The organism is Dictyobacter formicarum (assembly GCF_016587435.1).
In genome coordinates this window covers 228,265-253,930 of record NZ_BNJJ01000002.1, presented here as the reverse complement: position 1 = coordinate 253,930, position 25,666 = coordinate 228,265, and the positions used below count along the sequence as shown (strand labels likewise).

At 51.8% G+C, this 25,666-nt stretch carries 27 protein-coding genes and 1 pseudogene; 16 read left to right on the top strand and 12 right to left on the bottom strand.

Annotation, left to right across the window (positions count from 1 at the left end):
* Nucleotides 1–20: 20 nt before the first annotated feature.
* From JMI88_RS03655 to JMI88_RS03645, 3 genes are all read left to right on the top strand, one after another.
* Nucleotides 21–443 (top strand): integrase core domain-containing protein, encoded by a 423-nt coding sequence (locus JMI88_RS03655; protein WP_201360377.1) that lies wholly within the window; start codon nt 21–23, stop codon nt 441–443.
* A gap of 671 nt (nt 444–1,114) precedes the next feature.
* Nucleotides 1,115–2,947: a protelomerase family protein gene (locus JMI88_RS03650; protein WP_201360376.1), complete on the top strand. Its 1,833-nt coding sequence runs from the start codon at nt 1,115–1,117 to the stop codon at nt 2,945–2,947.
* A gap of 624 nt (nt 2,948–3,571) precedes the next feature.
* Complete coding sequence (locus JMI88_RS03645; RefSeq protein ID WP_236022805.1) at nt 3,572–5,203, top strand: recombinase family protein; 1,632 nt, start codon at nt 3,572–3,574, stop codon at nt 5,201–5,203.
* Here the strand turns inward: JMI88_RS03645 and JMI88_RS03640 are convergent.
* Nucleotides 5,168–6,193 (bottom strand): ISAs1 family transposase, encoded by a 1,026-nt coding sequence (locus JMI88_RS03640; RefSeq protein WP_201360375.1) that lies wholly within the window; start codon nt 6,191–6,193, stop codon nt 5,168–5,170. The two genes, JMI88_RS03645 and JMI88_RS03640, sit on opposite strands and share 36 nt — an antisense overlap.
* Nucleotides 6,194–6,501: 308 nt before the next feature.
* Here JMI88_RS03640 and JMI88_RS03635 point away from each other — a divergent pair, with 308 nt between their 5' ends.
* The 3 genes from JMI88_RS03635 to JMI88_RS03625 all read left to right on the top strand — a co-directional run bounded on the left by JMI88_RS03635 (nt 6,502) and on the right by JMI88_RS03625 (nt 8,400).
* Nucleotides 6,502–7,413 carry an MFS transporter gene (locus JMI88_RS03635; protein ID WP_201360374.1) on the top strand — a complete coding sequence of 304 codons (912 nt, stop codon included), beginning with the start codon at nt 6,502–6,504 and terminating at the stop codon, nt 7,411–7,413.
* On the top strand, nt 7,355–8,008 hold the full coding sequence (locus tag JMI88_RS03630; RefSeq protein WP_308438775.1) for an MFS transporter: 654 nt from the start codon (nt 7,355–7,357) through the stop codon (nt 8,006–8,008). The genes JMI88_RS03635 and JMI88_RS03630 overlap by 59 nt, the downstream gene beginning before the upstream one ends.
* Before the next feature lie 65 nt (nt 8,009–8,073).
* Nucleotides 8,074–8,400: a hypothetical protein gene (locus JMI88_RS03625; protein ID WP_201360372.1), complete on the top strand. Its 327-nt coding sequence runs from the start codon at nt 8,074–8,076 to the stop codon at nt 8,398–8,400.
* A gap of 134 nt (nt 8,401–8,534) precedes the next feature.
* Here the strand turns inward: JMI88_RS03625 and JMI88_RS03620 are convergent, their stop codons facing one another.
* Nucleotides 8,535–8,702 (bottom strand): hypothetical protein, encoded by a 168-nt coding sequence (locus tag JMI88_RS03620; RefSeq protein ID WP_201360371.1) that lies wholly within the window; start codon nt 8,700–8,702, stop codon nt 8,535–8,537.
* On the opposite strand from JMI88_RS03620, the gene JMI88_RS03615 reads away from it, so the two are divergent.
* From JMI88_RS03615 to JMI88_RS03600, 4 genes are all read left to right on the top strand, one after another.
* Nucleotides 8,680–9,294 (top strand): dihydrofolate reductase family protein, encoded by a 615-nt coding sequence (locus tag JMI88_RS03615; protein WP_201360370.1) that lies wholly within the window; start codon nt 8,680–8,682, stop codon nt 9,292–9,294. The two genes, JMI88_RS03620 and JMI88_RS03615, sit on opposite strands and share 23 nt — an antisense overlap.
* Before the next feature lie 225 nt (nt 9,295–9,519).
* Entirely contained in the window at nt 9,520–9,708 is a 189-nt protein-coding gene (locus JMI88_RS03610) for a hypothetical protein (protein WP_201360369.1), read from the top strand.
* Nucleotides 9,709–9,719: 11 nt separating this feature from the next.
* A complete protein-coding gene (locus JMI88_RS03605; protein ID WP_201360368.1) occupies nt 9,720–9,935 on the top strand; it encodes a DUF1905 domain-containing protein in 216 nt (71 codons plus the stop codon).
* A gap of 53 nt (nt 9,936–9,988) precedes the next feature.
* Entirely contained in the window at nt 9,989–10,891 is a 903-nt protein-coding gene (locus JMI88_RS03600) for an alpha/beta fold hydrolase (protein ID WP_201360367.1), read from the top strand.
* 463 nt (nt 10,892–11,354) lie between these two features.
* On the opposite strand, the gene JMI88_RS03595 is transcribed toward JMI88_RS03600, so the two are convergent.
* Nucleotides 11,355–11,942, bottom strand: coding sequence for a linear amide C-N hydrolase (locus tag JMI88_RS03595; RefSeq protein WP_201360366.1), 588 nt, complete (start codon nt 11,940–11,942; stop codon nt 11,355–11,357).
* Nucleotides 11,943–12,069: 127 nt separating this feature from the next.
* On the opposite strand from JMI88_RS03595, the gene JMI88_RS03590 reads away from it, so the two are divergent.
* From JMI88_RS03590 to JMI88_RS03580, 3 genes are all read left to right on the top strand, one after another.
* Nucleotides 12,070–12,723 carry a PadR family transcriptional regulator gene (locus tag JMI88_RS03590; RefSeq protein ID WP_201360365.1) on the top strand — a complete coding sequence of 218 codons (654 nt, stop codon included), beginning with the start codon at nt 12,070–12,072 and terminating at the stop codon, nt 12,721–12,723.
* A gap of 6 nt (nt 12,724–12,729) precedes the next feature.
* Entirely contained in the window at nt 12,730–14,322 is a 1,593-nt protein-coding gene (locus tag JMI88_RS03585) for a multicopper oxidase family protein (protein WP_201360364.1), read from the top strand.
* A gap of 904 nt (nt 14,323–15,226) precedes the next feature.
* Complete coding sequence (locus tag JMI88_RS03580) at nt 15,227–15,610, top strand: VOC family protein (protein WP_201360363.1); 384 nt, start codon at nt 15,227–15,229, stop codon at nt 15,608–15,610.
* A 449-nt stretch (nt 15,611–16,059) separates the two neighbouring features.
* On the opposite strand, the gene JMI88_RS03575 is transcribed toward JMI88_RS03580, so the two are convergent.
* The 8 genes and pseudogenes from JMI88_RS03575 to JMI88_RS03540 all read right to left on the bottom strand — a co-directional run bounded on the left by JMI88_RS03575 (nt 16,060) and on the right by JMI88_RS03540 (nt 23,010).
* Entirely contained in the window at nt 16,060–16,272 is a 213-nt protein-coding gene (locus JMI88_RS03575) for a hypothetical protein (RefSeq protein ID WP_201360362.1), read from the bottom strand.
* 117 nt (nt 16,273–16,389) lie between these two features.
* Complete coding sequence (locus JMI88_RS03570; protein ID WP_201360361.1) at nt 16,390–16,764, bottom strand: nuclear transport factor 2 family protein; 375 nt, start codon at nt 16,762–16,764, stop codon at nt 16,390–16,392.
* Between the two features lie 23 nt (nt 16,765–16,787).
* Nucleotides 16,788–17,762, bottom strand: coding sequence for a tetratricopeptide repeat protein (locus tag JMI88_RS03565; protein WP_201360360.1), 975 nt, complete (start codon nt 17,760–17,762; stop codon nt 16,788–16,790).
* A 100-nt stretch (nt 17,763–17,862) separates the two neighbouring features.
* Nucleotides 17,863–20,850 (bottom strand): winged helix-turn-helix domain-containing protein, encoded by a 2,988-nt coding sequence (locus JMI88_RS03560; protein WP_201360359.1) that lies wholly within the window; start codon nt 20,848–20,850, stop codon nt 17,863–17,865.
* A gap of 134 nt (nt 20,851–20,984) precedes the next feature.
* Nucleotides 20,985–21,695 (bottom strand): IS6 family transposase, encoded by a 711-nt coding sequence (locus tag JMI88_RS03555; protein WP_201360358.1) that lies wholly within the window; start codon nt 21,693–21,695, stop codon nt 20,985–20,987.
* 72 nt (nt 21,696–21,767) lie between these two features.
* Nucleotides 21,768–21,914, bottom strand: a pseudogene (locus tag JMI88_RS03550) (DUF4158 domain-containing protein); the annotation flags it as partial.
* Nucleotides 21,915–22,061: 147 nt separating this feature from the next.
* Entirely contained in the window at nt 22,062–22,340 is a 279-nt protein-coding gene (locus JMI88_RS03545) for a DUF6262 family protein (protein WP_201360356.1), read from the bottom strand.
* Between the two features lie 73 nt (nt 22,341–22,413).
* Nucleotides 22,414–23,010: a TetR/AcrR family transcriptional regulator gene (locus JMI88_RS03540; protein ID WP_201360355.1), complete on the bottom strand. Its 597-nt coding sequence runs from the start codon at nt 23,008–23,010 to the stop codon at nt 22,414–22,416.
* Nucleotides 23,011–23,273: 263 nt separating this feature from the next.
* Here JMI88_RS03540 and JMI88_RS40020 point away from each other — a divergent pair, with 263 nt between their 5' ends.
* The 3 genes from JMI88_RS40020 (at nt 23,274) to JMI88_RS03525 (ending at nt 24,659) form a co-directional block, all read left to right on the top strand.
* Complete coding sequence (locus tag JMI88_RS40020) at nt 23,274–23,573, top strand: nitroreductase/quinone reductase family protein (RefSeq protein WP_201360354.1); 300 nt, start codon at nt 23,274–23,276, stop codon at nt 23,571–23,573.
* Nucleotides 23,570–23,722, top strand: a complete 153-nt coding sequence (locus JMI88_RS40555; RefSeq protein WP_201360353.1) for a nitroreductase/quinone reductase family protein — start codon at nt 23,570–23,572, stop codon at nt 23,720–23,722. Before JMI88_RS40020 ends, JMI88_RS40555 begins: the two co-directional genes overlap by 4 nt.
* A 73-nt stretch (nt 23,723–23,795) precedes the next feature.
* Entirely contained in the window at nt 23,796–24,659 is an 864-nt protein-coding gene (locus JMI88_RS03525; RefSeq protein WP_201360352.1) for an SDR family oxidoreductase, read from the top strand.
* A 672-nt stretch (nt 24,660–25,331) separates the two neighbouring features.
* Here JMI88_RS03525 and JMI88_RS03520 read toward each other — a convergent pair.
* Nucleotides 25,332–25,661 carry a MerR family transcriptional regulator gene (locus tag JMI88_RS03520; protein ID WP_268905963.1) on the bottom strand — a complete coding sequence of 110 codons (330 nt, stop codon included), beginning with the start codon at nt 25,659–25,661 and terminating at the stop codon, nt 25,332–25,334.
* Between the last annotated feature and the right edge of the window lie 5 nt (nt 25,662–25,666).

Here is a 25,666-nt window from a genome sequence, read left to right as displayed (position 1 = left end):
TTACCTGGCAACGATCCTGGATGCCTATTCGCGTCGCTGTGTGGGATTGGAATCTTTCCACGCGTATTGACACGAATCTGGCGTTAGGTGCCTTGGAAGAGGCATTGGCAACCCGCGATGTGAAACCGGGACTCATTCATCACTTGGATCGGGGCGTGCAATATGCCAGTTCTGCTTACACTGAGCGATTGATGAGCATGGGTATCCAAATCAACATGTCAGCCAAAGGCAATGCCTACGACAATGCCAAAGCGGAAAGTTTCTTCAAAACCTTGAAACAGGAAGAGGTCTATCTTAAGCAGTACCAAACGTTTGAAGAGGCGTCGGCCAACATGGGACAATTTATTGATGAAGTTTACAATGCCAAACGTTTGCATTCCAGCCTTGGCTATGTGTCTCCCATCGAATTTGAAGCCGCGTATTATCAAGGGTTAGGGTGTTGACTTCGGTTGTGGTCTGGTGGCAAGGGATCACTCCACTCTGCATCTGCTCCGTTTCCGCGTGGAAATGACGAAGGAGAGTATGTCTATCTGGAGAAGGGATGTCGAGAAGGTATGTCAAGCAACACGCAACACGAACGCTTGGCTGCACTGCACCAGTGCGGGAGTGGATGCAGCAACGTGAGATGATGGAGCCAGGAGATGAAGCCAGGAAAGGAATACTGAACAGCCATGGGAAAGCAGCAGGGGGACAGAAAGGAGATCTAGAGGGGGAATCTAGAGGAGTAACTCCTCTAGAACACACCCCAAAATTCAAGGTGTGGAGCGGCTTTACTACGAATCTGTGTAGACGAAATGAGTGCATCTGGTTTTGCACAACTATGGCCCTACTGGCATCATTGTCAGCAAGATGAAAGGCTCTTTTTTCTATCCAGAAAAGGGCCAGTTGGCCTACGGCTGTCGAGAACTCCGTGCGCCGTCTCGGGGTCCTGAACGGTTTCCTTTGGTCCTTGAGGTACATATATATGTTCCTTCTTGACAATACGAGAGTAACATATTATACTATGACAAGGCAGAAGTTGCTGTGCTTTTGGTGGACTGGGCTCGTCGGGGCTCGTCGAAGGCAAAGGCAAACGTGAAGGCACACGGAAGCATCACAGAGAAGGAAGGCCACGATGGTGAAGACATTAGGATGGGTGCAACGGCGCTGGCAGGAGGTCTTGGAACCGGTGGTGCGCCGGGCCACGATCGCGCAAGAGGCTGAATTACAAGCGTTGTGGGAGCGTGAACTGGACTGGTGGAAGACGCAGCGGGGGATCTCGGGGGATTCCTTGCGCAAGCCGATCACGCAGGTGCGACACCTGATCAAGGGAGTGTCGGTGACCGAAGAGAATAGCTGGGAGAATCCACGCACCGAGGAACGGGAGCACATTGGGCTCAAAGTGTTCAACCTGTCCGAGGGCGAATGGGTGGCGATGAACGCGCGGAATCAGGGCGTCACACAGGAACGGCTCAGTCAGCAGGTGTTTCTGAAAGATCCGGACGGCCTGGTCGAACGTGCCGTATCGTTATTGTTCTCCCCAGCGTGGGCCGATCTGGTGGTCGGTATTGCGGTGTGTACGGGCAGACGGTTGGCCGAGATTATGAAGACGGGGACCTTCACCGTGAAGGAACCGTATACGGTGTGGTTTGACGGGCAGGTGAAAGGGCGAGGGCGCGAGCAGAAACGCTATGAGATCCCGACGCTGGTGCGGGCCTTTCTGGTGGTCGAGGCCGTTGCGCGTCTGAGAGCGTTGGTGGACACGACGGACCTGGAGATCGAGCAAGTGAGTCAGAAGTACGGCAAGGCGGTCAACGAAGCGGCAGCGCGGTCCTACGGTGATCTGGAGGAGTTGGTGCGCGCCACGCGCGAGAAGGTGAGCGTGCACAACTTCCGAGGCATGTATGCGCGGATTGCGACGTTCTGGTACGGCCCACCCTCGGTTGCCGACATCACCTACATGGCGCAGATCCAGGGCCATCGCTTTGTGCTGGAGCCACGCGTCGAAGCAGGCACCTCGGCGGAGGAGGTGGAGCAGATTCGGCATCACTATGCCAGCCATGCCAACTATGCCGATTATAAGATCGCTGATAAGGATGGCAACATCGATGGCCGACAGGGGGTACGCTTGGGGCAGCCCGGAGTCACCGTGCTCGCTGTGTTCTGTCGTGAGTATGAGCAGTGGCGGGAGAAGACGCATCCGGAGCAGGAGCAACCCGTTGCGGCACCGAAGCAACGCGCTCGTAAGAAAGCGGCGAAAGAGAACAAGACGGGCTATTCAACGTTCAAACCGACGATTCAGACGCGTGCCTGGGGTGACGATCTGCGCGAAGGAATGCGCCGCGAGCTGGGCCATGAGATCAAGGATGACGAATTGTTACGTCGGGTCTTTGCCGTCTATGAGCAGCAGGAGCATCACGGGGGCCAGGTGCAGGGGAGTGTCGTCCGCCAGGATGGCACGTTCGCCCTCTCTCTGGAGCAGCTGGATCTGCCAGCGGAGACGCACACGCTCTTACAGGAAGGGATGGCGCTCACGGGTGCTGCGGATCTGCTCGCGTATCTGCTGGGCGCTGGAGAGCGGGAGGCGCGCAATGTACGCAGCCAGGCGCGGCGACATGACCGTGAACGCTATGCCGCCATGCTGACCTCGAAACTGGCGGGGATGAAGGTGCCAGAGGCAGGCACAGAACGGTATCGGCGCGCGGTGTATACACTCATACAATGGAATGAGGCCCATCGTCCGTTAGAGCAGTGGTACATTACCACGCTGTCGATCCAGAAGCTGGTTGGTGGCCGCAAGGAGGCCATTAACGCCTATCTGGATGCCCATCGTGACGAGATCGAGGAGCATCATCGGAAATGGGAGATCAAACCGTCGTATAATCGCAAGGCCGAACCGATTGGCCAGATGGTCGCGATTGCCGAGGACCCGACGGCGTTTCCCTGGGGGATGACAGTTGAAGGGTGAGAACGGAAGAGGATAGATGGAACCGATGGCACCTGGTCGAAGGCAGAAAAAAAGAGAGACCCACGCGGGTCTCTCAACAAGGGAACGTTGGTGTTGTTCTCCCATTTCCGTCAGGGCTTTTTGAAAGTCAGAAGCCCTGAAAAAGAAGGCGTGCAGCCTCCCAAGGATGAGCGTCATAAAAGCGGCGTTGAGAAGCCACATTGGTGACTTCCAGGAAATCCAGAGACGCCAACATGGTGTTGTGAAGCACAGCAAGCATAGCTGGGGCCTGCTGGGTTCGGATCTGGGAGGCATCTTCCTTGAAAGTGACATCTCGGCGCCGATGCAGCCGATTTTCAATGGTACAATCACAAATGACAAATTTTGCTTGAGTCGGCTGAGATATCTTCCCAAAAGGTCAGCACGAAAAGGCTTCCCACATGAGAGACAATACGCTTCAGAGACCATCAAGATCATAGATTGCCCGAAGGTAGAAGTCTATGAACAAACGACAATGGAGCATCCATCATTCCACGATTGAGGCTCCTGGTGCTGAGCGTCGATGGGATCAAGCCTATCAGCTGCTTCTCCAATGGAGCAGGCCATCTTCGCCTTCCACCTTCCAGGAGTCAGGACACCGGGAGGATGACAATGAACATCGCAGTCTACGTCCGCGTTTCAACGCAACGACAAACACAGACACAAACGATCGAACAACAACTCGACAGTTTGCACAACTATCATGAAGCACAAGGCTGGCCGTGGCAAGAGGAACACATCTTTCGTGATGATGGCTACAGCGGGGCCAAACTGCGTCGTCCGGGGCTAGATCGGTTACGAGAGCAAATCGGACGGGCCATCTTTGATCGCGTAGTGATCACGGCCCCTGATCGACTGGCTCGTAACTACGTGCATCAGATGCTGCTCATTGAAGAATTTGAACAAGGTGGATGTCAGGTGGAGTTTGTGGATCGTCCCATGAGCCATGATCCCCACGATCAACTTCTGCTCCAAATTCGCGGAGCCGTTTCCGAGTACGAACGCAGTTTGATTGCCGAGCGTATGAGGCGGGGACGACGTCAGAAGTACCTGGCAGGTGGGTTGCTTCCTTGGACCCGCGCACCCTATGGATATCGGGTTGATCCTGCCCATCCCCGTGATCCGGCAGGGGTCCGTCTTGACCTGGCAGAAGCCGCGGTCGTGGCAGAACTGTTCTCAAGCTACCTGCAAGAAGGCAAGAGCTTAAAGGCGGAAATCCAACGCTTAACAAACCTGGGTGTGGCCAGTCCTGCCGGGAAAACCCGATGGAATCAGGCCACCCTCCGAGGCATTCTTACCAACCCTGTCTACACGGGAACTGTCTACATTGGACGCAGTCGTCCTACTGAGGCTCGTGGACGACACTCAGCCCTGGTCCCTATTGGCCGAGGTCGAGGAGGACATGTCCAGACGAACCAGGAGGAATGGACTGCCATCACTCAAGTTCCAGCAGTGATCAACCAGGAGCAATTTGATTTGGTGCAACAAAAACTGGTACACAATCAGCAATTTGCCCGTCGCAACAATACCGCCTATCCCTACCTGCTACGTGCCATGGTCAGTTGTGGGACATGTCGGCTTGGCTGTATTGGTCGCAGTAGCCGCGGAGGCTATGCGTACTATGTCTGTGTGGGCAAAAGCCATGGAACTATCTCGCACCGAGATGAAAAATGTCCAGCACGTTCGATTCCTGTTGAGCAACTCGATGAACTGGTCTGGCAAGATGTCTGTGAGATACTCACGCATCCCAACGCCATTACCACTGCGCTCGCTCGTGCTCAAGGTGGGCTGTGGCTTCCTCAAGAACTGCAAGCTCGTCGGGAGAATCTGCGCAAGGCGAGAGTTAGTTTGGAACAGCAGATGGAACGGCTAACGGATGCCTATCTGGCGAATGTGCTTCAACTCGAAGAGTACAAGAGACGCAAGATTGAATTGGAACAGCGCCTGTCTGTTATTGCCGAACAAAAGCGGCAATTGGAAGCTACTGTGGGATGCCATGATCAGCTTGCTGGAATGGTGCAATCGATTGAAATATTCTGCCAGCGCGTTCAGCAAGGGCTCAGTGCCGCCACCTTTGAACAGAAGCGGCAGCTCATCGAATTGCTTGTTGATCGTGTCATCGTCACGAACGAAGAGGTTGAGATCCGCTATGTGATCCCAACCTCTTCCAAGGGCGAAACGACTCGTTTTTGTCATTTGCGATTAGACTATTTCGATCGCCCAGTGCGCTCGATGTAACGCCCCAATGCGTTGGGCATCGGCCTGCCGAGGAGTCAGGCTGGTGATTCCATAGTGAACCTCAACGCTCGTCGGCTTCCCTTGCTGGATACACGTCCGTTCGATACAAAACACCTGCTCAATGCCACACCACTGCCGGGCTAAATAGTCGCGCAGATCAGGACTGGTGGTCGTGATCCGAACATCCATGCGACCATGCCCACTGCTGACATCACGATGGATGTGCCACCGCACATCAGCAGCGTGATCGTCAAAAAACAGCTTGAGCTCTTCCCGTAAGGTGGGTTGATTGTCCTTGATGGTGAGCAGATAGGCTCCTCCACCATGGGTGACCTGCTGACAAAAGAAGCGTTGGGTGTGCATCGCATCCGCACTGAGAATGCGTCCTTTGATCAGACCTGGAGTCAGCATCTCTTTGAGCGCGCTAATCTCATTCTCTTTCTCCTTCACATCTCGTTGCGCCAGCACTATGCCGGTCTGGACCTCGTAAAACGCACACAAATGCACGCTCGGTTGCTTGGGATCATGATGTCCATAGGTTCCTCGCAAGGCTTTGCCATCAAAGGCAATGTGCTTGTGGCTGTGCTCATCTGGTCGCCTCTTGCATAATGAGGGGTCCGGCTGCCCATGATGCTCGGCTTGCAGACGCAGCAAGGCAGAGGACAGCAAAAAACTCGCCACCTGGGGATCGAGTTTCCCAAGGGCATAGACGTAGGTGGAAAAACACAGCCAGCGGTGATAGGAAGTGCCAAAGAGCGCATTGAGCCAGCTCGATTGATGCCGAACCCATTCCACCACGCCATTCATGTTATCCATGCCTGCCAGCTTGGCCAGCACAATCAAGCTTAAGAGCAAAGCAAGGGGATACCGAATTCCTCGTTTGCATCTTCCATCGTGGATCTGTTGAAAGCTCGCATACAGGCTGTGAGCATTGACGTCTTTGAGGTGCGGCTGACATTCCACCTGAGCCATGAGTGTGGTAGAGTCCATGTGATTGTTCCTGCTTTCTGGCTGTTGTATGGTTTTAAACTCAACCAGTATAGCAAGGATCGATCTTTTTTTTTACCTCCTTCGACTTTCAAAAAGCCCTGAATGACATTGGCCTAACATCGACGCCCTGTACCATTGGTGATACAATGATCAGGCCCAAACGTTGAGGTTGGAGAGGGCGAAAGACAATTTTCCGAGAGATGTCTTGCCATATGGTCTCATTGGCAACCCCGAGACCATTGTCTCCTTTTTTGCAAATGACCTTATATTGATATGTATTTTTTTTGCATATATTTGAGAAGGGAAAAATGAACGAGACTATTTTGCTAGATCCTCGACGCTGGTGGGCGTTGGTTGTGGTGCTGGCTGCAACCTTAATGTCAATAATCGACTCATCTATTGTCAATGTAGCTATTCCATCGATTCAACTCGAACTGCATACGAATACTGCACAGATCCAACTGGTCGTGGTTGGTTATATTCTAGCGTACGCGGTCGGCCTGGTGACCGGTGGTCGTCTGGGGGATATGTTTGGTCGCAAGCGCATGTTTCAGCTAGGTATGCTGGTATTTGTGCTTGCCTCTTTATTTTGTGGATTAGCCCCTGGCCCTGTCATCTTAATTTTCTCTCGTGTGATCCAGGGTTTTGGCTCTGCGCTGATGGTGCCACAAGTGATTTCGATCATTCAGGTAAGTTTTTCGCCAAGAGAGAAACCTGTGGCTTTCAGTCTGTATGGAGCCGTCGTGGGTTTTGCCAGTGTCTTCGGGCAAATTCTAGGTGGAATACTCATTGGCGGTAATTTCCTGGATTTTGGCTGGCGCAATGTGTTTCTTGTCAATGTGCCGATCGGTGTGCTTGCCCTGGTTGCGAGCGTGCCATTGGTGCGCGAGTCTCGTGTTGAAGGAACAAAGAAACTTGACCTGATTGGTGTTGGTCTGCTCACACTCAGCCTGGTTTTGCTGACCTATCCTCTGTCCACTGGAGAAGATGCTGGCTGGCCTTTGTGGTCATTTATCTGCCTGGCTCTTGCTATTCCTCTCTTTGTGGCGTTTGTTCGCTATGAGCAACGCTTGACACTGCGTTCTGGTGACCCTTTGTTGCCGATATCGTTATTTATCGATCGTCGTTTTACACTGGGCTTGATTACTGCATTGACTTTTTATGGAGCGAATGCCGCGTTTTTTTTTCATAATGACTATTTTTATACAGGATGGGCATAATTTTACTCCCTTATTGTCTGGTCTGGCATTTGCTCCACTTGGCATAGGCTTTTTGTTAAGCTCCCTGGTTGCGCCACACATGATTAAGAGGATGGGGTTACGTGTGCTCTATTATGGTGTTGCGCTGATCCTGATTGGTGATATCGGTATGATATTCACTGTACAGGCATTGGGAATACATTTGCATAATCCGTTGCCGCTGGTACCATTCGTCCTTTTGATGGGAGTGGGACAGGGCTTTATCGGAACGCCGTTGATTAACGTGGTCGTGACCAATATTGCTCCTCATCATGCGGGTGCAGCTTCCGGTACGATAACGACTGCAAATCAGGTGTCGCAGGCCCTTGGCGTGGCCTCGATTGGTGTCGTTTTCTTTAGTGTTCTGGGCGTTCCTGGCAAGTCTATCGCGCAGTTGTCAATGCATTATAATCAGGCGTTTGTTATCTCTCTCATTGCTTTGATGGGGATGTCAATGCTTACGCTGGTGTGTTTAGTTTTGCTTGCCCGTGCTCCTGAAAAGCCACAAGAAGTGTTTGTCGTCATCGGAGACGAAATTGTTGAAGAGATATCGCTGCCACCGGCTGGCATGCATTAGTTTTTCTCGGTTTCAGCACTAAAAAACGCTGAACGGAAAACATTACTCGAGCAGTTGAGCTTCCAGTGCCGCCAAGTAAGCGGCAGGATCTTTGCGAAAGCGGAACTGCTGCCTGCGGGCTTCCTCACACTGCTGCAAGTGTACACGTAGGTCACGCCAGCGCTAATAATCCTGGTAGTGTTGCAAAAAATTTTAAGCTCATCAAAATAAGAGCTCGATTTGCGGTAGAAGAAACCTTTTTGATAAAATATGTGCACCTTTTGCATTTTTTACATCGATACGATTTTCGAATGCGCATCATTTTGATGAGCTTAAAATTTTTTGCAACACTACCTTGGGATTTACACACATGGATCAGAGAAGTTCATGAAGCTTTTTTTCATGGAAGTTGAAGGTCAGTATGGCTCAGCTAAAAAGTGCAACTGTAGTGTCTCAACCAGAATCCGCGCGAGAAGCAGGCTGTTGCACGCACTTGTTGTACATTCGTAGGAGAGCGACTTCCGTCAGCACCCATGCTAGGCTTTCGTCAAGAGAGGATCAGGCGCGTCGGCTGATCTTTCCCAGGCAAGAGCCGGGCCGAGGATTTGAGCAAGATCCAAGAAGTTTTTTTCACGTCGAAGCCAGTAGAATAGAGGCATGTCATTAATACCAGATGTTGGAGGAACTCGGTCATGAGAAAAGTAATTGTACTCAACTTCGTCTCCCTTGATGGTGTCATCCAATCCCCAGGCGGGCCAGAGGAAGATACCAGTGGTGGCTTCGCGTATGGCGGGTGGACAGGTCCCTATGCCGACGATGTTGGAGGAACAGTCATAAATAGGCAGATGAACATGCCGTTTGATCTGTTGGTAGGGCGCAAAACCTTTGAAATTTGGGCATCATACTGGCCGCAACATGCGGACGCATGGCCGGGCGTCAATGCAGCGACCAAGTACGTCGCCTCGAACACCATGACTTCTCACGAATGGCAGCCCTCCGTGTTTTTAGGCGGAGACATTGCGGAAAAAGTCATCAACATCAAGCAACAGCAAGGGCCGGATTTGCACGTGTACGGAAGTGGAAATCTCGTTCAGACGCTCATCAAGCATGATTTGGTCGATGCGTTCTGGCTAAAGATATTTCCGCTGACGTTGGGCGGTGGAAAACGGTTGTTTGCCGATGGCACCATCCCGGCGGCGTTCAAGGTGACGGAGAGCACAGTCTCCTCAACTGGCGTCATTATCGTGAATTACGAGCGTGCAGGCGCGATTCCAACCAGCACGGTGTCAGGAAGCAGACATCCCTGAGGTCGCGAGGAGCATTCCCAAACCCACACGTGCTTCGACCGCAATCACGTGCGAACGGGGAAAATCAGCGGATTGGTGAACAGCAATTCGAGGATGCGCGCCTGTGCCGATTTTCCACGTCGTTTTTTCGAGCCGTGAGATGCTGGTCAAGCGTCAGATACTCTTTTTGCTGATTGCCCGAATTACCAGAAATGGCGTACCGTCACCCGCTCCTGGAGCCCTTTTATGGAGGTTTGCGAGGGCGATTCCAATGTTGGCGATTCCAATGTTGGCGATTCCAATGTTTCGCGCCGATTTTCCACCTTTCGCGCTGGAAACGGTCGAACATTCACGCCATTTACCAATAACCTCGCTCTGCTGGCTCGCCAGATGGAACAGATCGCTACCGTTTTAGAACAAAATGAGTCTAACTAAGGAGTCTACTCATGGGACAGATAACCCCTATCAATAAAACGTTTAAGGCCACCATTGAAGACCGCGATGGCTGGGCATGTGTGGTGTGGCCTGAATCGGTTACATTTTTTGGTTCTACCAAGTCCGTCAAGGTCAAAGGCACCATGGACGGCGTTGCCTTCCAGACGGCCTTTATGCCGTGGGGCGAGGGCACACAATTCTTACCCGTAAGCAAAAAAATACTCTAGGCCATGCAGGCGCAACCAGGCGATGTTATTGAAGTGTCCTTGGAGGAACGACTATGAACGACCCGTTCTTTATTGGGCTAGACAGTAAGGATCCGGCGAAAGTTGTACTCGGCGCGGCGTTTAAGTCCTACACTGTACAGTTACGTGATGCGTCAGTACATTATGTATCGGGCGGTAGCGGTCCGTCGATTATTTTTCTGCACGGATTTTCGGAAGACTGGTACGAGTTCAGCAAGGTTATGTGCTTGCTTGCTAACAGGTACACAGTTATCGCAGTTGACTTACGGGGCATCGGAAAGTCCAAAGCTACGCGAGCCGACTATGATGCGGAGACACAGGCTAATGATATTCACGAGCTGACCAGTCAGCTTGCTATTAAAGATCCCTACATTGTTGGCCATGATATGGGCGGCATGATCGCGTATGCGTATGCTCGCCTTTACCCGTCCGAAACGCGAGGTGTAGCTATATTGGACGGCCCGCTACCCGGTACAGCCAGCACCGACCTCATGGTCAAGATGCCATTCCTCTGGCACTTCACCTTTCACCGTCTACCCAAACTTCCCGAACAGCTTATTGGTGGTCGTGAGTACACCTACTTTAAAAGGGCATTCTTCCTTCGCTTCGCAAAGGACAAGCAGGCAATGACAGACGCAGACATGCGTCACTACGCAAGCGCCTATAAAATGCCCGAACAGCTGCGAGCTGGGCTTGGCTTGTATCGAACATATCAAAAGAACCGGGTATTCATGAGATCTCACCGCGACGAGCTGGATGTGCCTATATTCCTCATCGAGGGTGACTATGGCTCCGGTAAGCCGGGGCCAACGGCCAATGAGCTAACCAAAAAGTTTAGTTGTCGCAATGTGATTGCACAGGTAGCGGCAGGCTGTGGGCATTTTATGGCCAGTGAACAGCCACATGTTATTGCCGATCTCCTCCAAAACCAAGCGTAGTAATTTTGCAAGGATAAGCTTGCCGCGACCTTACGGTCAGGTATCGTGTGTCCGGGATAAATTACATGCAGTTATTGTTTGTCGAAATACTTTTCTTTAATCGGACCATAACTTTTCGCTGCATCAGGACGCTACACCGGCAAAACCGGCGCACTCTGCCAGATAATTTTTCCAGCGCTGGCCCTACATCCTTAGCCAGTGCCAGAAAAACAAGGAAGTGTTGGTGAAAACGCAGCGAGGAATTTTTATGCGAGAAAATCCTGCTTGTTTTGCTCCTTTTACAAGTATCACAGTGAAATTATTTGTGAGAAAGGCGAATTTTTCTCTGAGAATCGTCACAAGCAGCGGGAGTTCCGGATTGATGTAGAGCATATGGCGCATTCCACCCCAATATATGCTATGAGCATATATTGGGGTGGAATGCGCCAAGTTGGTAGCGCTTCAATTCCTCTGCCTGGACCCGCTATTGACTCAGCAAGGAAGGAGTCATATCAATCGGGCTATGCCCATTGAGCGTGAGGGGAAAACAGGCTGGTTGGCTTGTTTGCATCAGCTTCAACTGATTAACATCTATGCTCCTCAGCATCAGATCATCATAGGTGCGATAGTACAAAATGCGATGAGTGAGATCCCATATACATGCGAACTGTGTATATTCAACTTTCATCTGAGAAGAACGCGGAGAAGAAGGTGTCACAATATCCCCTTTAGGAATATCTACCGTGTTGAGCAGATGCTCTGCCAAAGTGATAACCGATCTGGCATCAGGCACTGGTTGCACGTAGTGACACATATTCGCCACACGAACGAAACGTGATGGAGGTGTCCAGTCATCAGGCATGCCCAGGAAGCCGCCCCCAACACCGGGAGGGTTCAGTTCTATGGTGGCGAAGGTCTTTGGTGAGGGCGTGCTCGCTTGCAAATTGAGGTAATTACTGAGGTTCATCTGGTGCCACTCAAATGGCGGTGCGTTCGTCAGGACACCGATAGGATTTTCATACGTCTTACCTGTCGTCTGTTGACACCGGAATCTCCTGACTCTGAGGATCAATAAGCCAACAATGCCACCGCCACTGTATCGAGAAAGAATTATCCTTGTTCCTCTCTTGCCTTTTCTATATCGATTTGATATACTGCTAGCAGTATATCAAATCGATATAGAAAAGGCAGACAGAGCATTGACAGAAAAGCAGAAGCTACCAGAGAAAAAGGACGTTGGACGAGTCAGCGGTGGGCGTAGTCCTCACCCCGCTTATGAATTGTTTGTGGTGGGCGAACTCATGAATGGGCCTCAACATGGCTATAAACTCCACGCGATCATACAGCGCATTTTGGGTCCATTTCAGCGGCTTAGCTGGGGGACACTCTATCCCCTTATTCGTCGACTTGAACAACAAGGTCTGATTATGTCCGAGCGTGAACAAGACGATACTACAGCTTCTCACGAGGGGCAGAGACAGACACGCAAACTCTATCATCTCACTGATGCTGGTCGGGACCGTTTCTTTACCCTCATGCGTGACCCGGGCGAATATAATTCGGACTATCCAGACCTGTTTGCGGTCAAGCTCTCCAAGTTTAGCCTGGTGGACGCTTCCCTACAACTTGCTGTGTTACAGCAGTATCGCGAGTACCTCCACGTTTTGCGCGAACATTACGCGCGTGGAAGCAGTATGGTGGTGTCCAACCCTGGAATTCAGGACCAGGAGCGTCCTTTCATCCTGCAGTTGGCTGACTACCACATTCACTCGTGTGATGCTACGTTAGCCTGGCTCGAGACAAAGATTACCGATCTGATGGAACAGCAGAAGAAACCTGAGAGTGAGAAATAAGATAGTATGAAAAAACAGCGAGAAACAGAACAACAGGAAAGCGTCATCGCACCCCGGGTAGGGGAGCCGGTAGCGAAAAAGCAGACGCGAAAGAAATTAGTGAAGCGCATTCTTCTGGGTGTACTTTGTTTTCTGCTCATAGCCGGTGGCGGTATTGGATGGGGCATGTGGTCTTCTCGCTATCCCGAGAGGATCAATATGGGGACTTCCTGTAATATGGAAGATATGAATATGAGCGATATGGGAAGCATGTGCCAAGCTGGGAACTCTGGTTCCGGTACGCCCATAGACACGCTACAAGCGCCCCAGACAGCCGCTCATATCGATACATTCACTCTGACGGCTCAACCTGCTCACCTTTCCTTTGGTTCGGGCAATGCCAGCGATGCCTGGACCTTCAATGGCACCTCGCCCGGACCTACACTCCATGTGCGACAGGGGGATCTAGTGATTGTACATCTTGTCAACCACCTCTCCTTTGGTGTCACTATCCATTGGCATGGCATTACTGTTCCCAACAGTGCAGATGGGGTCGCAGGCGTCACCCAAGACGCCGTCAAACCAGGACAGACCTATACCTATCGGTTTCTGGCGAAAGATGCCGGGACGTACTGGTATCACTCGCATCAGGAAAGCTTCGAGCAAACAGGCCATGGCCTTTATGGTATGGTTATCGTTGATCCCGTCATTTCTACAGTACATGATGATGTCGATACAGCGCTTGCTCTCCATACCTGGAATAGCAACCCAATCCTCAATGGGGCCATGGGTACGGTGCATATCTCGGCGCAATCTGGTCAGTGGGTTCGCCTGCGCCTTGTCAATACCGATAATTATCCCTATCACTTGACGCTGGTTGGAACGCCTTTCCTGGTTGCTGCGCTCGATGGGCACGATATCAACGGGCCAACGCCGTTGACAGCGGTTCCCCTCTCAATTGATGGAGGGCAGCGCTATGATCTGCGCTTCCGTATGCCTGAGAATGGTCCAGTCGCGCTGCTCATTGCTAAAGATGGTGACCAACAGTATGCAAAGACGCCTGCGGTGCTTGTTGGGCAGGGACAATATGTTTCCAGTGCACTTCCCTCTCTCAACCAAAACGAATTTAACTTTGCAACCTATGGGCAGCCGCGAACAGACCCCATTACCCTCCAGAGCCACTTTGATGCGACCTATACAATCTCCCTTGGCTTCACCATTGGTTTTTCCAATGGTCGGCCTGGGCCGGTCTTTACCTTGAATGGCAAATCCTTCCCGAATAGTCCTGAAATTGTGGTCAAGCCGGGACAGCTCATTCGACTCCATTTCGAGAATAATGCGGATAGCGGTATCCATCCGATGCATCTGCATGGGCATACCCTCACGGTACTGACAAAGAATGGTCGGGCGCTGGCCGGCAGTCCTGTACACCTCGATACCATCAGTGTGCGACCTCATGAGAGCTATGATGTAGCTTTTTACGCGGATAATCCTGGGTTATGGATGCTCCATTGCCATAATTTGTATCATGCCAATCACGGCATGGATATGATGATCGTGTATCCCAACATCTCTACCCCCTATGCGATTGGCAATGCATCGGGAAATTTCCCCGATTAACGTAGGGAAAATGACCAAACTGATGCAGTTCCCATATATCTCGCTGGGCTGCATCAGTCCCTTTCTATCTTACCTTGTTGGAAAACAAAGCATGTGTTCCTCAAACATAACCGTCACCTGGTTCCGGCTTGCCTCGTCCACCACAAACACATCCCGCAGACAATGATCCACAAGCACATACTGCAACGACCACTCTGCTTTATGCACAAATGTATCAAATACCTGGTCAGGGCTTCACTCCAGTAGATACCCTGCGCATCTATAAGTAGTAGATAGCTCAAGCAAGATGTTTACTTGTAGATGCGCAGCAACAAGTTGTGGCGTGAGACCCTGATCAGCCCACACAAAAAATGTGCTCAATGTTCGAGGGAGGTTTCGATCGGTTCATCATGCTCGTTCTTGCTACCTCCTTCTAACAAAAGAGTGAAAGCGACCGACCATCAGGCCCGTGAATTTACAGATGTTGGAGATTGTGAACCGCTCCTGGAGCGAGTTCTGTCACAACCTATGGGTGAGCACTGGTGTGAATGCCCTTGGACAAGTCGCTCCTCACCTCGTTTCATCTGCCACTCTCCTGTAAATTGGCAACTTTTGAGAGGCTAAAACGTTCTCAACTCTTGCGTTATGTAAGGAAAGTACCGTATTCTGGCGCAGACCGAAAGATGCCGGAGAAAAGCGATGAAAAATGCCCACCACACGTCTTTAGAAGATGTAAATTATAGAAAGAAGCTGTTGATTTTTCGCAATTGTTTCTGTTGAAAGCACCTCTCCTTCGTCTGCAAAAGGCAAGATTCGAGAAGTTTTTTCTACTTACTAGGAGTATGCTGTTTCTACTTGCACAATGCGAGGATGATCATGTACATAGATCGAAGGAAAGTGTCCTGGAAGTAACAAGGAGAGAGATATGCTTCAACTAAAAACGGCATTTAGCGGGTTTTCAGTGGATGACCTGGCAAAAGCCAAGGCATTTTATACTCAGACTCTGGGGCTACATGTGGTCGAAGAGGGAGGTGGGCTCCAGCTTCGTTTGCCTGGTGGCGGCACTGCATTTGCCTATCCAAAAGACAATCACCAGCCAGCGACGTTCACGATGCTGGATTTTGTCGTTGATGATATTGATGCTGCGGTCGATGAACTCAAAAGTCGAGGCGTCAGCTTTGAGCGCTATGAAGGGATGGCGCAAGATGAGAAAGGCATTATGCGCGGCATCTCTCAAAAGATGGGGCCTGATATAGCCTGGTTTAAAGACCCGGCTGGGAACATATTAGCCGTGTTACAGGCGCAATAAACGCATATTGGTATGGCCTCATCGCACTTCTCTCTAGTTCAGTCATGAGTTGTAAATTATGGAAAGAAGCTGTTGATTTCTTGCCCATTCTGCTGGTGGTTCTTGCTTCACGTTCTCGCAGGATGAGGCTCGCGAGCATGACTTCACAGGTTGACGTCTGCGATGCGCGAACGTAATTTACAACTCACACAAGAAGTACGCCAGATGAGAAGCGGTTTTGTCTAGGAAAGTTTGTACCAGTGCTTAACATTCGGGGCAAATGCTTATGTTTGAAGGCAAAACCGGGTCATCCCACGGGATGCGCAACGAGCTGTAAGCAAGCGAGTAATGAAATCAGAAAGAGGTTGCAGGAAACAGACAGAAACTCTTAACCCTCATGATCAGCTCAGAGGGAAGATAACTCGTTAGAGAAAAATGTCGTTGTGTTTGCTTGTTCCTCCTTCGTTCGTTCATAGCGAGAGTCGTAGGAACGCCTGCGACAGTGACACGCAGTTGGGGTGGTCCCCACCAAGCATTGCGTGCGAGCCGATCAGGCCAACTCCAGCGATGGTGCTCTCCGGTTGCCCATCTCTCACCAGGATACCGCAAAACCTGGTCAGGCAGAGTACCTGGTAAGAGCGCTGGTCACTCGTCCAGGCCGAAACGATGAACCTCTTCCCCAAATGCTCTCAACGTGCGGTCGCGTTGGGAGTAGTCTCTGTCTGCCCCTTCCTAGAGGAAAGGGCAGCAGAACAAAACAGACGAGAGAGAAACGTTGACGCAGTTTCTGGTGGTGCAAGTCACTCCTCGCTCGCCTCCCAGAGGGGTTGTGTGGTGCGATATTCACGCACAGAACTGATTTTGCCCTTCTTGTAGCGAACAAGGGAAGCTCCTTCAAAGAACCGTTGTCCCTCGAATGCCCATTCAAGAAAACAGAGCTCATTGGCAACAACGAGCGTGGTAATGTCCCAACGGCTGAACTTCCAGGGGCTGTACTCGCCTGCAATGCGCTTTTCCACCTCGCGGATGAGCTGGTGGGCTCCGCGAAAGATCTGCCCCTGGGACCCGATGAAGACGCAGTCCGGATCGAGTGTACTCAGGATTTTGGTGGGATTATATTCCTTCCACCCTTCCACATAGGTGCGAATAAGCTGTTCTGCAAGAAATTGATCCAATTTTCAACTTCCATAACAGGCTCTCAGTTTTCTGACACCCGGGTTTGGAGTTGGGCCAGACTATCCTGTGCCGCCGCGATGGCGAATGCTATATTTGTTTTTTGGGCCAACTGGTAAGCCGCTTCAAAACTGGTTCTGGCCTCCGCAAATGCCCCCTGCTGCAGTTGAATCTGCCCCATCGTGAGCAGCCCGTTGAGCATAGCACTGCGAATGCCCATCTCTTCCGCCAGTTGTTGCCCCTGCCGGCACTGTTCAAGGGCCGCATCTAGCTCGTTGCGCAACGCATAGATATCGCTGACCAGGAAGTGGGCCAAGGGAAGCGCACGCTTGAAGCCAATCTCGGAGCGCAGGCGTAACGATTCCAACGCATAGCGCAGGGCCAGGTCCGTATCTTGCTGCATCATCAGGCCTGCCAGATGCCTGGTCGCCTCAGAGATAATCCATTTGTGGCTATGCTCGCGTGCTATTTTCAGTGCCTGCTGATAGTGGGACTCTGCACGCTGTTTGTCGTCTTCCCGCTCATATGTCAGGCCTACGTAGAAAAGCGTCTGTGCTATGCCCTCAGTGTCTCTCAGATCTGAATAGAGTTTATTGGCCTGCTGCAGCCTGGTTCTGGCTTCCGTATAATCCTGAATGCCTTTATGCATGTTCTGGTAGTACTTCATCTGGCCAATCAGATAGTGTGCCGTAGCCTGCTGCAGTTGATCCTGACTCTTGCGGGCTGCTGCTTGCGCCCGGTCGATAGTGGTGAGCGCCAGGTCCTCATTCTGATTGGTGAGTAAGTAGTTGGCGATCAGGAACTCGGCGTATTTGAGCAGGAATTGGGCCTGATCTAAATCAGTTATCTCTGGAAAGTCCAGCAGGTGTGATCCCCTCTCAAAGAGCTGCATGGCACCATCAAGTTGACCTTGATAGTAGTAACTCCAGGCTATCTCACCAAGTGAGTGCAGCGAGCTGGTATAGTGTGTCGTGATTTCTTTTGCTGATAGAGCCATCATTTTTCCTTCTTTCATTATCTGCCAACTGGCGTTGTTGTGTATGATGGCAATAAAGTAACATCAGCAGGGGGGAAAAACATCACCCAAAAGCGTGAAAGCGCTAGAGCAGGTGCAGACTTCTCGCCGTGGCCAGCGCCTGGGTTCGGCTGTGGGCATCGAGCTTACCGTAGATATTTTTCAGGTGGGTCTTGACCGTATTCTGCCCGATAATCAAGCTATCAGCAATGGCTTGATTTGAAAGCCCTGCGGCGAGCAGATGAAGGATATCCAGTTCACGCCTACTGAGTGTTTCATTGAGGGAGGCATATCGAGTATTTTTATGCTTATAGCCGTGAAAGCGCGCACAACTATTGAATACTTTCGCCAGGTAGCCTGCTGTATAGCCGTGGTGGGTCTGTGGATCGGTGGATAGATGTTCTAATAGTGGGAGTAGTCTGGGACCCGCATCAATAAAGGTGCGTTGATAGCCTGCTGGCTCGGCCAGTTTCAGGCTAGCGCCCAGGGTCTCCAGGGCCTGGCTGGTTTCTCCTGCGGATGCGTAGGCCACGGCGCTAGTGATCAGCAGGCTGAGCTGGATACCCCGTGACCGTGAGGTTTCGGCCTGGTGGCGCAGGCGCTGGATAATCGCCTGTGACGCTGCAGGTCGATGTTGTAGCAACAGGGTCTGGGCCAGGAGCTGATAATCTTCCGCATACAGGGTATCGATCTCGTCCACATCAAGGGACAGGCCGCAGCTGGCGGACCACTCTTGCATAAAAGCTGTGTCCTGTTGCAGATAGTGGAGCCGCACCCGCAGCTGCTCCAGCAGGAGCTGTCCACGTGGGAAGCCGCTCTGCTCGACGAGTTTTTCGGCCTCGGCAAACAGCGACCAGACCTGTGAATCTTCGCCCAGCGCCAGCAGCGTTGGCATTAATCCCGCATAGCCCAGCAGCCATATTTTGATATCGCCGCCTCGCTGTCCAAGTTCAATGCCTTGCCGCAGATACTCGCGAGCTCTGGATATATCGTTCCACTCATAGCAGAGCTCGCCGAGCCCCACATACATAAATCCCAGAGGAGGTAGCTCTGCCAGTGATTTGTCATTGGATATGCGCAGACCTTCATGGTAGATCTGCCATGCCTGTGGCAGTTTTCCCAGCTCGACATAGAGGTTCGCCAGCGTCCGGATCGCCAGCAGTGTGGTGCGCAGGTTATGGCAGCTAGAGCTAAGTCGTATGGACTCGCGCAAGCTGGCCTCGGCTTTGTCTGTAAATCCCTGTGAGGCGTATGTGCTGCCCAGGCTCAGCGCAACCTCGCCACGCTGGTAGAGGTTATCCCTTGCCAGATCTGTGTGGGCCTGCTGCAGTAGCTCCAGGCTGCGCATGTTATCGCCCTGGTACATTGCGATGCGAGCGCGTATGGCGACGATCTCGCTTTGTAGCTCTGGATAGAGATCAGCCTGCGTTTTCAGGGTTGTCTCTGCCTGTACCAGGGTGCGTTCAATTTCATCCCACCTGGGCGCCAGGTGAAGCTGGACCCAGGCCGAGATAAGACAGAGCTGGGGACGTTCAGTAAAGATTGAGTCGGGTAGCTGCACGAGCCAGATCTGCAAGACTGCCATGGCTTGCTGCATCAGCAAGTGACGTCCGTGTGTTTCAATCAATTGCGCCGCCAGCGTAAATTGCCCGGCGGCGCAGGCATGGGAGATAGCTTCGTTGGGTATCTGCTGCTGCACATACCAGGTGGCTGCCCGCTGGTGGAGGGGGACGATGAGCTCAGGATGGTGCTGTTCAAGCTGCTGGCGTAAGAAGGACGAGAAGAGCGGGTGATAGTGAAACCACTGCTGCGCTCCGTCCAATGGTTCGAGGAAGATCTGCTCACGCTGTAGCTGCATCAGTATGTGGCGGGTGTTCTGCTGCTGAGTGATTGCATTGCAGAGCTCGCTATTGAAGCGTTCCAGTATCGCCGTCTGCATCAGAAAATCCTGCATCTGTTGTGGCTGTGACGCCAGGACCTCACTGGCCAGATAGTCAAAGATGTACTCATGATCGTCCTGTCCATGCGTGAGCTGATCTGGCGCTTGTGACTGCGCCAGCAGCGCCAGGCGTAGCAGCGCGATCCACCCTTGTGTCCTGGTGTGCAGCAGTGCGATCTGTTCTGCCGTTAGCGGTTGATTTTCTATCCCTGACAACCACTGCTTGATTTCGCCTGGCGTAAAGCAGAGCTCCGCGAAAGTGAGCTCCGCCACTTTGCCCTGGGCGCGTAGACGAGCGATAGCTACAGCCGGCTCCTGGCGACTGACTATGACCAGGCGTAGCTGTCGCGGCAGATATTCGAGCACGTAGTCGAGGTTGTCGTGAATAGCCTGATTGTTGATGTGGTGATAATCGTCCAGTACTAGCGTCGTATTGGCGGGCAAACATGCCAGCGCATTAATAAAGGATGGGAGTGTCGTGGCAACGGGAGCTGTGTTCAGAGCTGAGCGTTGTGTAATTGTATGAAGCGCTAATCCTGGCTGGACGACCTGGAGCGATGAGACCAGGTAATGCCAGAAGTGCGCTGGCTCATTATCCGCTTTATCCAGTGTCAGCCATGTGTAGGGGTGTCCACCAGTCGCCAGCCAGCTATTTACCAGTGTACTCTTTCCCGAGCCAGCCGGCCCTGTGATGAAGAAGATCTGCCGCTGCATGGCATACTCGCGTAGCATAGTTGTCAGGCGCGGGCGTTCAAGCACTCCAGTGTGCATCAGCGGCGGCGTAACCTTTGCCGTTAGCAAGGTGGGCGATTGCATATTTGTCGATGCAGGTCTATGCGCAGATGCGATGCCCGAGAGCATCGTGGCGCTGTTGGCCAGATGGTTGGCGGTCAGCTCCTCCGTTTTGCCCAAATAGAGATTGTGGAGCCGGCCCTGCTGGCGGCGATAGGCATACCAGTACCATCGGCCCGCACGTTGCTCTTTGCGCGCGGTAAAGCTGCCGCCGCGAGAGACAAAGCGAAAGGCGCGATGATCCTCCAGCCAGCGGAACCATGCTACTGAGTCCAGTTCCACTGCTGCATCCTCAGCGTCAATCAGCTGACCTTCTTTGACAATAGGTGTTATGCGAGCCATCTTTTTTACCCACCCGTGCAGTTCAACAAAGTTACACAAAATCAATGCCCTTGCTCCCTACTCTTCTTTCGGTTGTGTTGCAAGAATGATAAAGGGAAAAAACTAGGTATAAAGAGTGGCTCACTTTGATCAGTTTAGGCAGCCAGCTCAAATAGATTGGCAACCAGTGTCACCAGACCAGCCACATCACCTCTTTCCATCCCTTGTCCTTGCCCTTTGCGTAACATGTTCATGATCTCGTATCCTTGTAAGGTTCGCCATGCTGACTCGAACGAGAAGAAGCCCATTCCTGGCTTCGTCAGCCGTTTGATGAAGTGGTGGTCTTGTTCGATCCGATTATTGAGATACTTGCATTGCCGTAACTCACATCCTTTGGGAATGAGCCCTTCCGCATGCAATTCAGCAAACGCCTTTGGATAAGCGGCATTTTTGTCCACGTTAATCACACGAGGCTCCATCGTATGAGATGCGGCAAGAGCACCGAGCAAGAACTGCTTGGCAGCTTTCGTATCTCTTGTCGAACTGAGGAAGAATTCGAGCGTGTTTCCGTGGGCATCAACAGCTCGATAGAGGTACACCCACTCTTTTTTCACTTTTACATAGGTCTCATCGACGCGCCAAGAGTCGGACGTGGTTTTGAGATAGGGGCGGCAACGTCGCTCCAATTCTGGTGCATAGCGTTGTACCCAACGATAGATGGTGGTGTGATCAACATCTAGACCTCGTTCCCGCATCATCTCTTCGAGATCTCTGTAACTTAACGAATAGCGCAGATACCAGCGTACACAGAGTAAAATGATGCTGGCTTCAAAATGACGCCATTTGAATGGATGCTGCTGATTCATGAAAGAAACTCCTCTTCCTTGTGCTAATAGATGCAGAGCTTATCACATTCACCAGCATTTTTGCAACACAACCGGAAAACGCCCTTCGCGCTGAAAGAATTTGAGCAACACCGCAAATCCCAGACGGGTCGCTCCGGTCTTGTTGCCCAGTTGGGCTAGGTCCCACGGACCAAGCATCCAGTGCTCGATTAACTCTTCATTCTCCCATTGTCGTTTCATCGATGTACTTCATAAGAACTCCTTTCATCTACATAGGCGTGCCAGTTCCTCAAATAAGGATTATCTACAGTTATGAAGCCTGAAGTGGCTTTAGATGCGGTGGAGAACGTCATTGATATGTCAAAAAAAGAAGTCTGGGAAGTTGTGCTAAATTTGCTCGTAGAGTTTCCCCAGCGCCATTTTCAGCTCTTCTTTCAGCCGCTGGTTTTCTTGCTCTAACTCTTTGATCCGGCGATCTTTGGCAGCGAGAAGCACTTCACGACTTCCCTCGGTTCGTCCTGAGAGTGTTCGCTGGGGAGCCAGGTTGTTTCTTTGAGATGCCCGTAGTGCTTCGATACGATCACGAAGCTCAGGATGGCTGTACAGGTATGCTTTGGTTACTCCTGCGCTCGTCGCAACAGTGTTGAAGTTGACTGGCCTGCTCAAGCCAGCTCAACGCAATGTTAACATAAAGGCACTTACTGATCTGGAGCGCTACCCCGATTCCTAAAAATGCCAGTCAAGCAACAGTGGTGACAGGTGACAAGCCAGCAATCACGACGCTCAAGACGCGCTGGGTCATCTCTTCTGCTGAAACCGTTTGATCTCCCCAACTCCATTGCGTGGCGGGACCCAAGATCGCCCAACTGATGACCTGCGCCGTGGTTTCTCCGACCTCTTCTTGCAAAGGAACCTCTGATGGAACCTGCTTGAGCCATCTCAAGAGGAGGATGTACAGTTCTTGTTGAAGCACATTCTCGAAGAGCGGCTCGTACTGCCTATCGGCTGGTTTGAGATAGGAACGAAAGAGCGCAAGCACCTCGAACACCGATCGAATCAGTTGACGCAAGGTACTCAATTGCAAGGTGGAGGAGGCAGGAAATTGGCTGGTGAGTCTCTGGTGGTACTTCTGGTGCATCCAGCACTGTAACAATGCATATTTGTCTTCAAAGTGGGCATAAAAGGTCGTTCGGTTGACCGTGGCACGTTCCGCAACCTCTTGCACCGAAATCGAGTGAAGATTGTGCCGTTCTTCCACTAAGGCGATGAACGCTTGCAGCAACAGCTGACGGGTCCGTTTGACCCGTGGATCACGCGGATTAACAGATGTTGTCATAGTGATTTCCTCCCTCAGTATGCTCTCATATTCCCTACGTGTAAGCAACAGTTTCACCTATGTGTTGTTTACACGACGCGCCTGCCTGTTTGCTGATTGTTTTGCACTCAGACGCATGGTACTCTTCCTACAGTGTAGTATACACGACACTGTTGTTGGAAGAACAGTCGTAGCGAAGCAAGATGGTTCTCTTCTTTGGAAAGAGGGCTGTTTGCGAAGCTCCATGTTTCATGAACTTCGTACGATTGATAGGAGAAGAAAACATGAGTACCAATCACGAAGAGTTGGCTCGGCTAGCCAAGACGCTCAATCAGCAGATCACTGACGAGTTTCACGCACATGGAGGCAAGGTGAGAAATTTTCCAGGCCCAGAATTTCTCTTGCTTCACACACACGGTGCCAGGACCAATCAACCACGTACCACTCCATTGCGCTACATCAAAGATGGCGACACGTACGTTCTTGTTGCAGCAAATGGTGGTGCCCCCCGCAATCCCGATTGGTACTATAATATTCTCGCTCACCCAAATGATGTCACGATTGAAGTTGGGACCAGCAATTGAACGTCCATGCGACCGTTGCGCCACCAGCCGAACGTGACCGTCTCTTCGCAGAAGTCGTAAGACAAGCACCCGACTTCGCTAAGGCTCAAAAAGGAACATCTCGTATTATGCCAATGGTGCTCTTAGAATGTGTCACTGAGAAGGACTAGAAGACTTGTAATAGATGCACATGGTTTCCATAAGAAATGGAACAAAGCCTAGAGATACACACGGGAGGGTATCATGATCATTGTGACAGGAGCCAATGGCAAGCTCGGTCGAACCATTGTCAAGCACCTGCTCGAACTCGTTCCCGCCGAAGGGATTGGTGTGAGTGTCCAGAACCCCGAGAAGGCACGCGACCTCGAGCAACGAGGGGTTCGCGTCCGTCGGGGGGACTTCGACGATGCAGCGAGCCTCGTTCATGCCTTTGAGGGGGCATCACAAGTGCTTATTGTATCAGCCCCGCGCCTCGGGGAACAGGCTCTCCGTCAACATCAGACGGCGATTGACACGGCCAAAGCGGTCGGTGCTCAAAGGATTCTCTACACGAGCCAGATGGCAGCAAATCCGGCATCACCCTTTGCTCCTGCGCCCGATCACGCAGCTACAGAGGAAACACTGCGAGCGTTGAGAGTGGCTTTCACATCACTACGCAATGGCTACTACGCATCGTCTGCCGTCCCACTGCTTGGTGACGCCATTGAGACAGGTGAGGTAGTAGCACCAGAGGACGGGCCAGTTGCCTGGACAGCCCATGATGACCTGGCAAGGGCGGCGGCGATCACACTGACAAAGGGCGGTCTTGATAGCATCACACCCGCTCTCACTGGCTCTGAGGCACTCGACTTAGCCGGAGTTGCAGAGATCGTCTCTGAAGTGACAGGCCGACCCATCCGCCGGGTCGTGGTATCAGACGAGGAGTTTCGTTCTCACCTGCTCGCTCATGGTAGTCCTGAGCCGATGGTGAACATGTACCTCGGGTACTTTGCCGCCAGCAGGCAAGGCGAGTTTGCCACCGTTGACCCGACACTTGCTCGCCTCATTGGCCGCCCACCACTGACGCTACGAGATGTTGTGAAGGCAACACTTCAAATGGAGAAGTAGCCCTTCGTGTCCCCCGATGTGCAAAACATGCATGTCGGGGAACGTGGGTTGCTACCCCTGCGACTCGTGCCTTTGCGCTCATCGAAGTTGCGGGTGCTCGTTCGTTACACTGACGCGCAGGCGTGAGGTAGCACTTACTGTCTCACGCCTGCGCGCGTTTAAAGGTGATTTGAATACTCTGGCATGTGCTCTTAGTTCCGACACTATCTAAATCAAAAGCGAGCAATAAGCAATTATACATTTTATACATATAGTAACCGCTACCCTGCCCTTCATGACAGCTTATGTAGCGCCAGGCCTATTACGAGGAGTAAAAAGCTTTGTGCGAAGATCCCACCAACGTCGAAGGTCGACAAGTGCCCAAATCCCTTCTACGACGCCAAAGGGCCATGTTCCCGAAAGCCATCCGTAGAGAGATGATGCTGCACATGCCAATGCAAATACCAGCACCCAGATATGTGAGCGAGATTCAAGTGCATAGGAGAGGAGCATCACACTCACTGCTCCTGCACCAAAGAGGGTTCAGAGGATCATCGTCAGTCCTTTTCATCCAGAGGTACCAGGAAAGAGCTTTCATCCTCGTCTGCCTCCAGGCACTCTTCCAAGCGGAGACATCCACATTGCAACAATTTTTGAAGCACCTGTTTCTTCTGTTGGGCATGAGCAATGACTTCATCGACTTCCATCATCTTTTTTTGTGCCAGTTGTTTCCAACGTTCGCTTGCTGGGGGTGTCAGGGGAGAAGCCTGCCACGAGCAGGCGCATATCAGCAATACTCCATCCTGCTCGCTGTGCCATCTGTAAGACCTTGAGTCGCTTCAGCACACTGGGATCATACCGGCGATGCCCTCCTGAGATTCGTTGAGGAGCAGAGAGCAACCCCATACTTTCGTAGTAGCGCAGAGTAGAGGTTCTCACCCCTGCCCGTCGTGCCACTTCACTTCCCCGATAGAAAGTTCTTCCATGTGTTTGCCTTTCTTTTCCACTTGCCTGCAAGTTCACTTGCA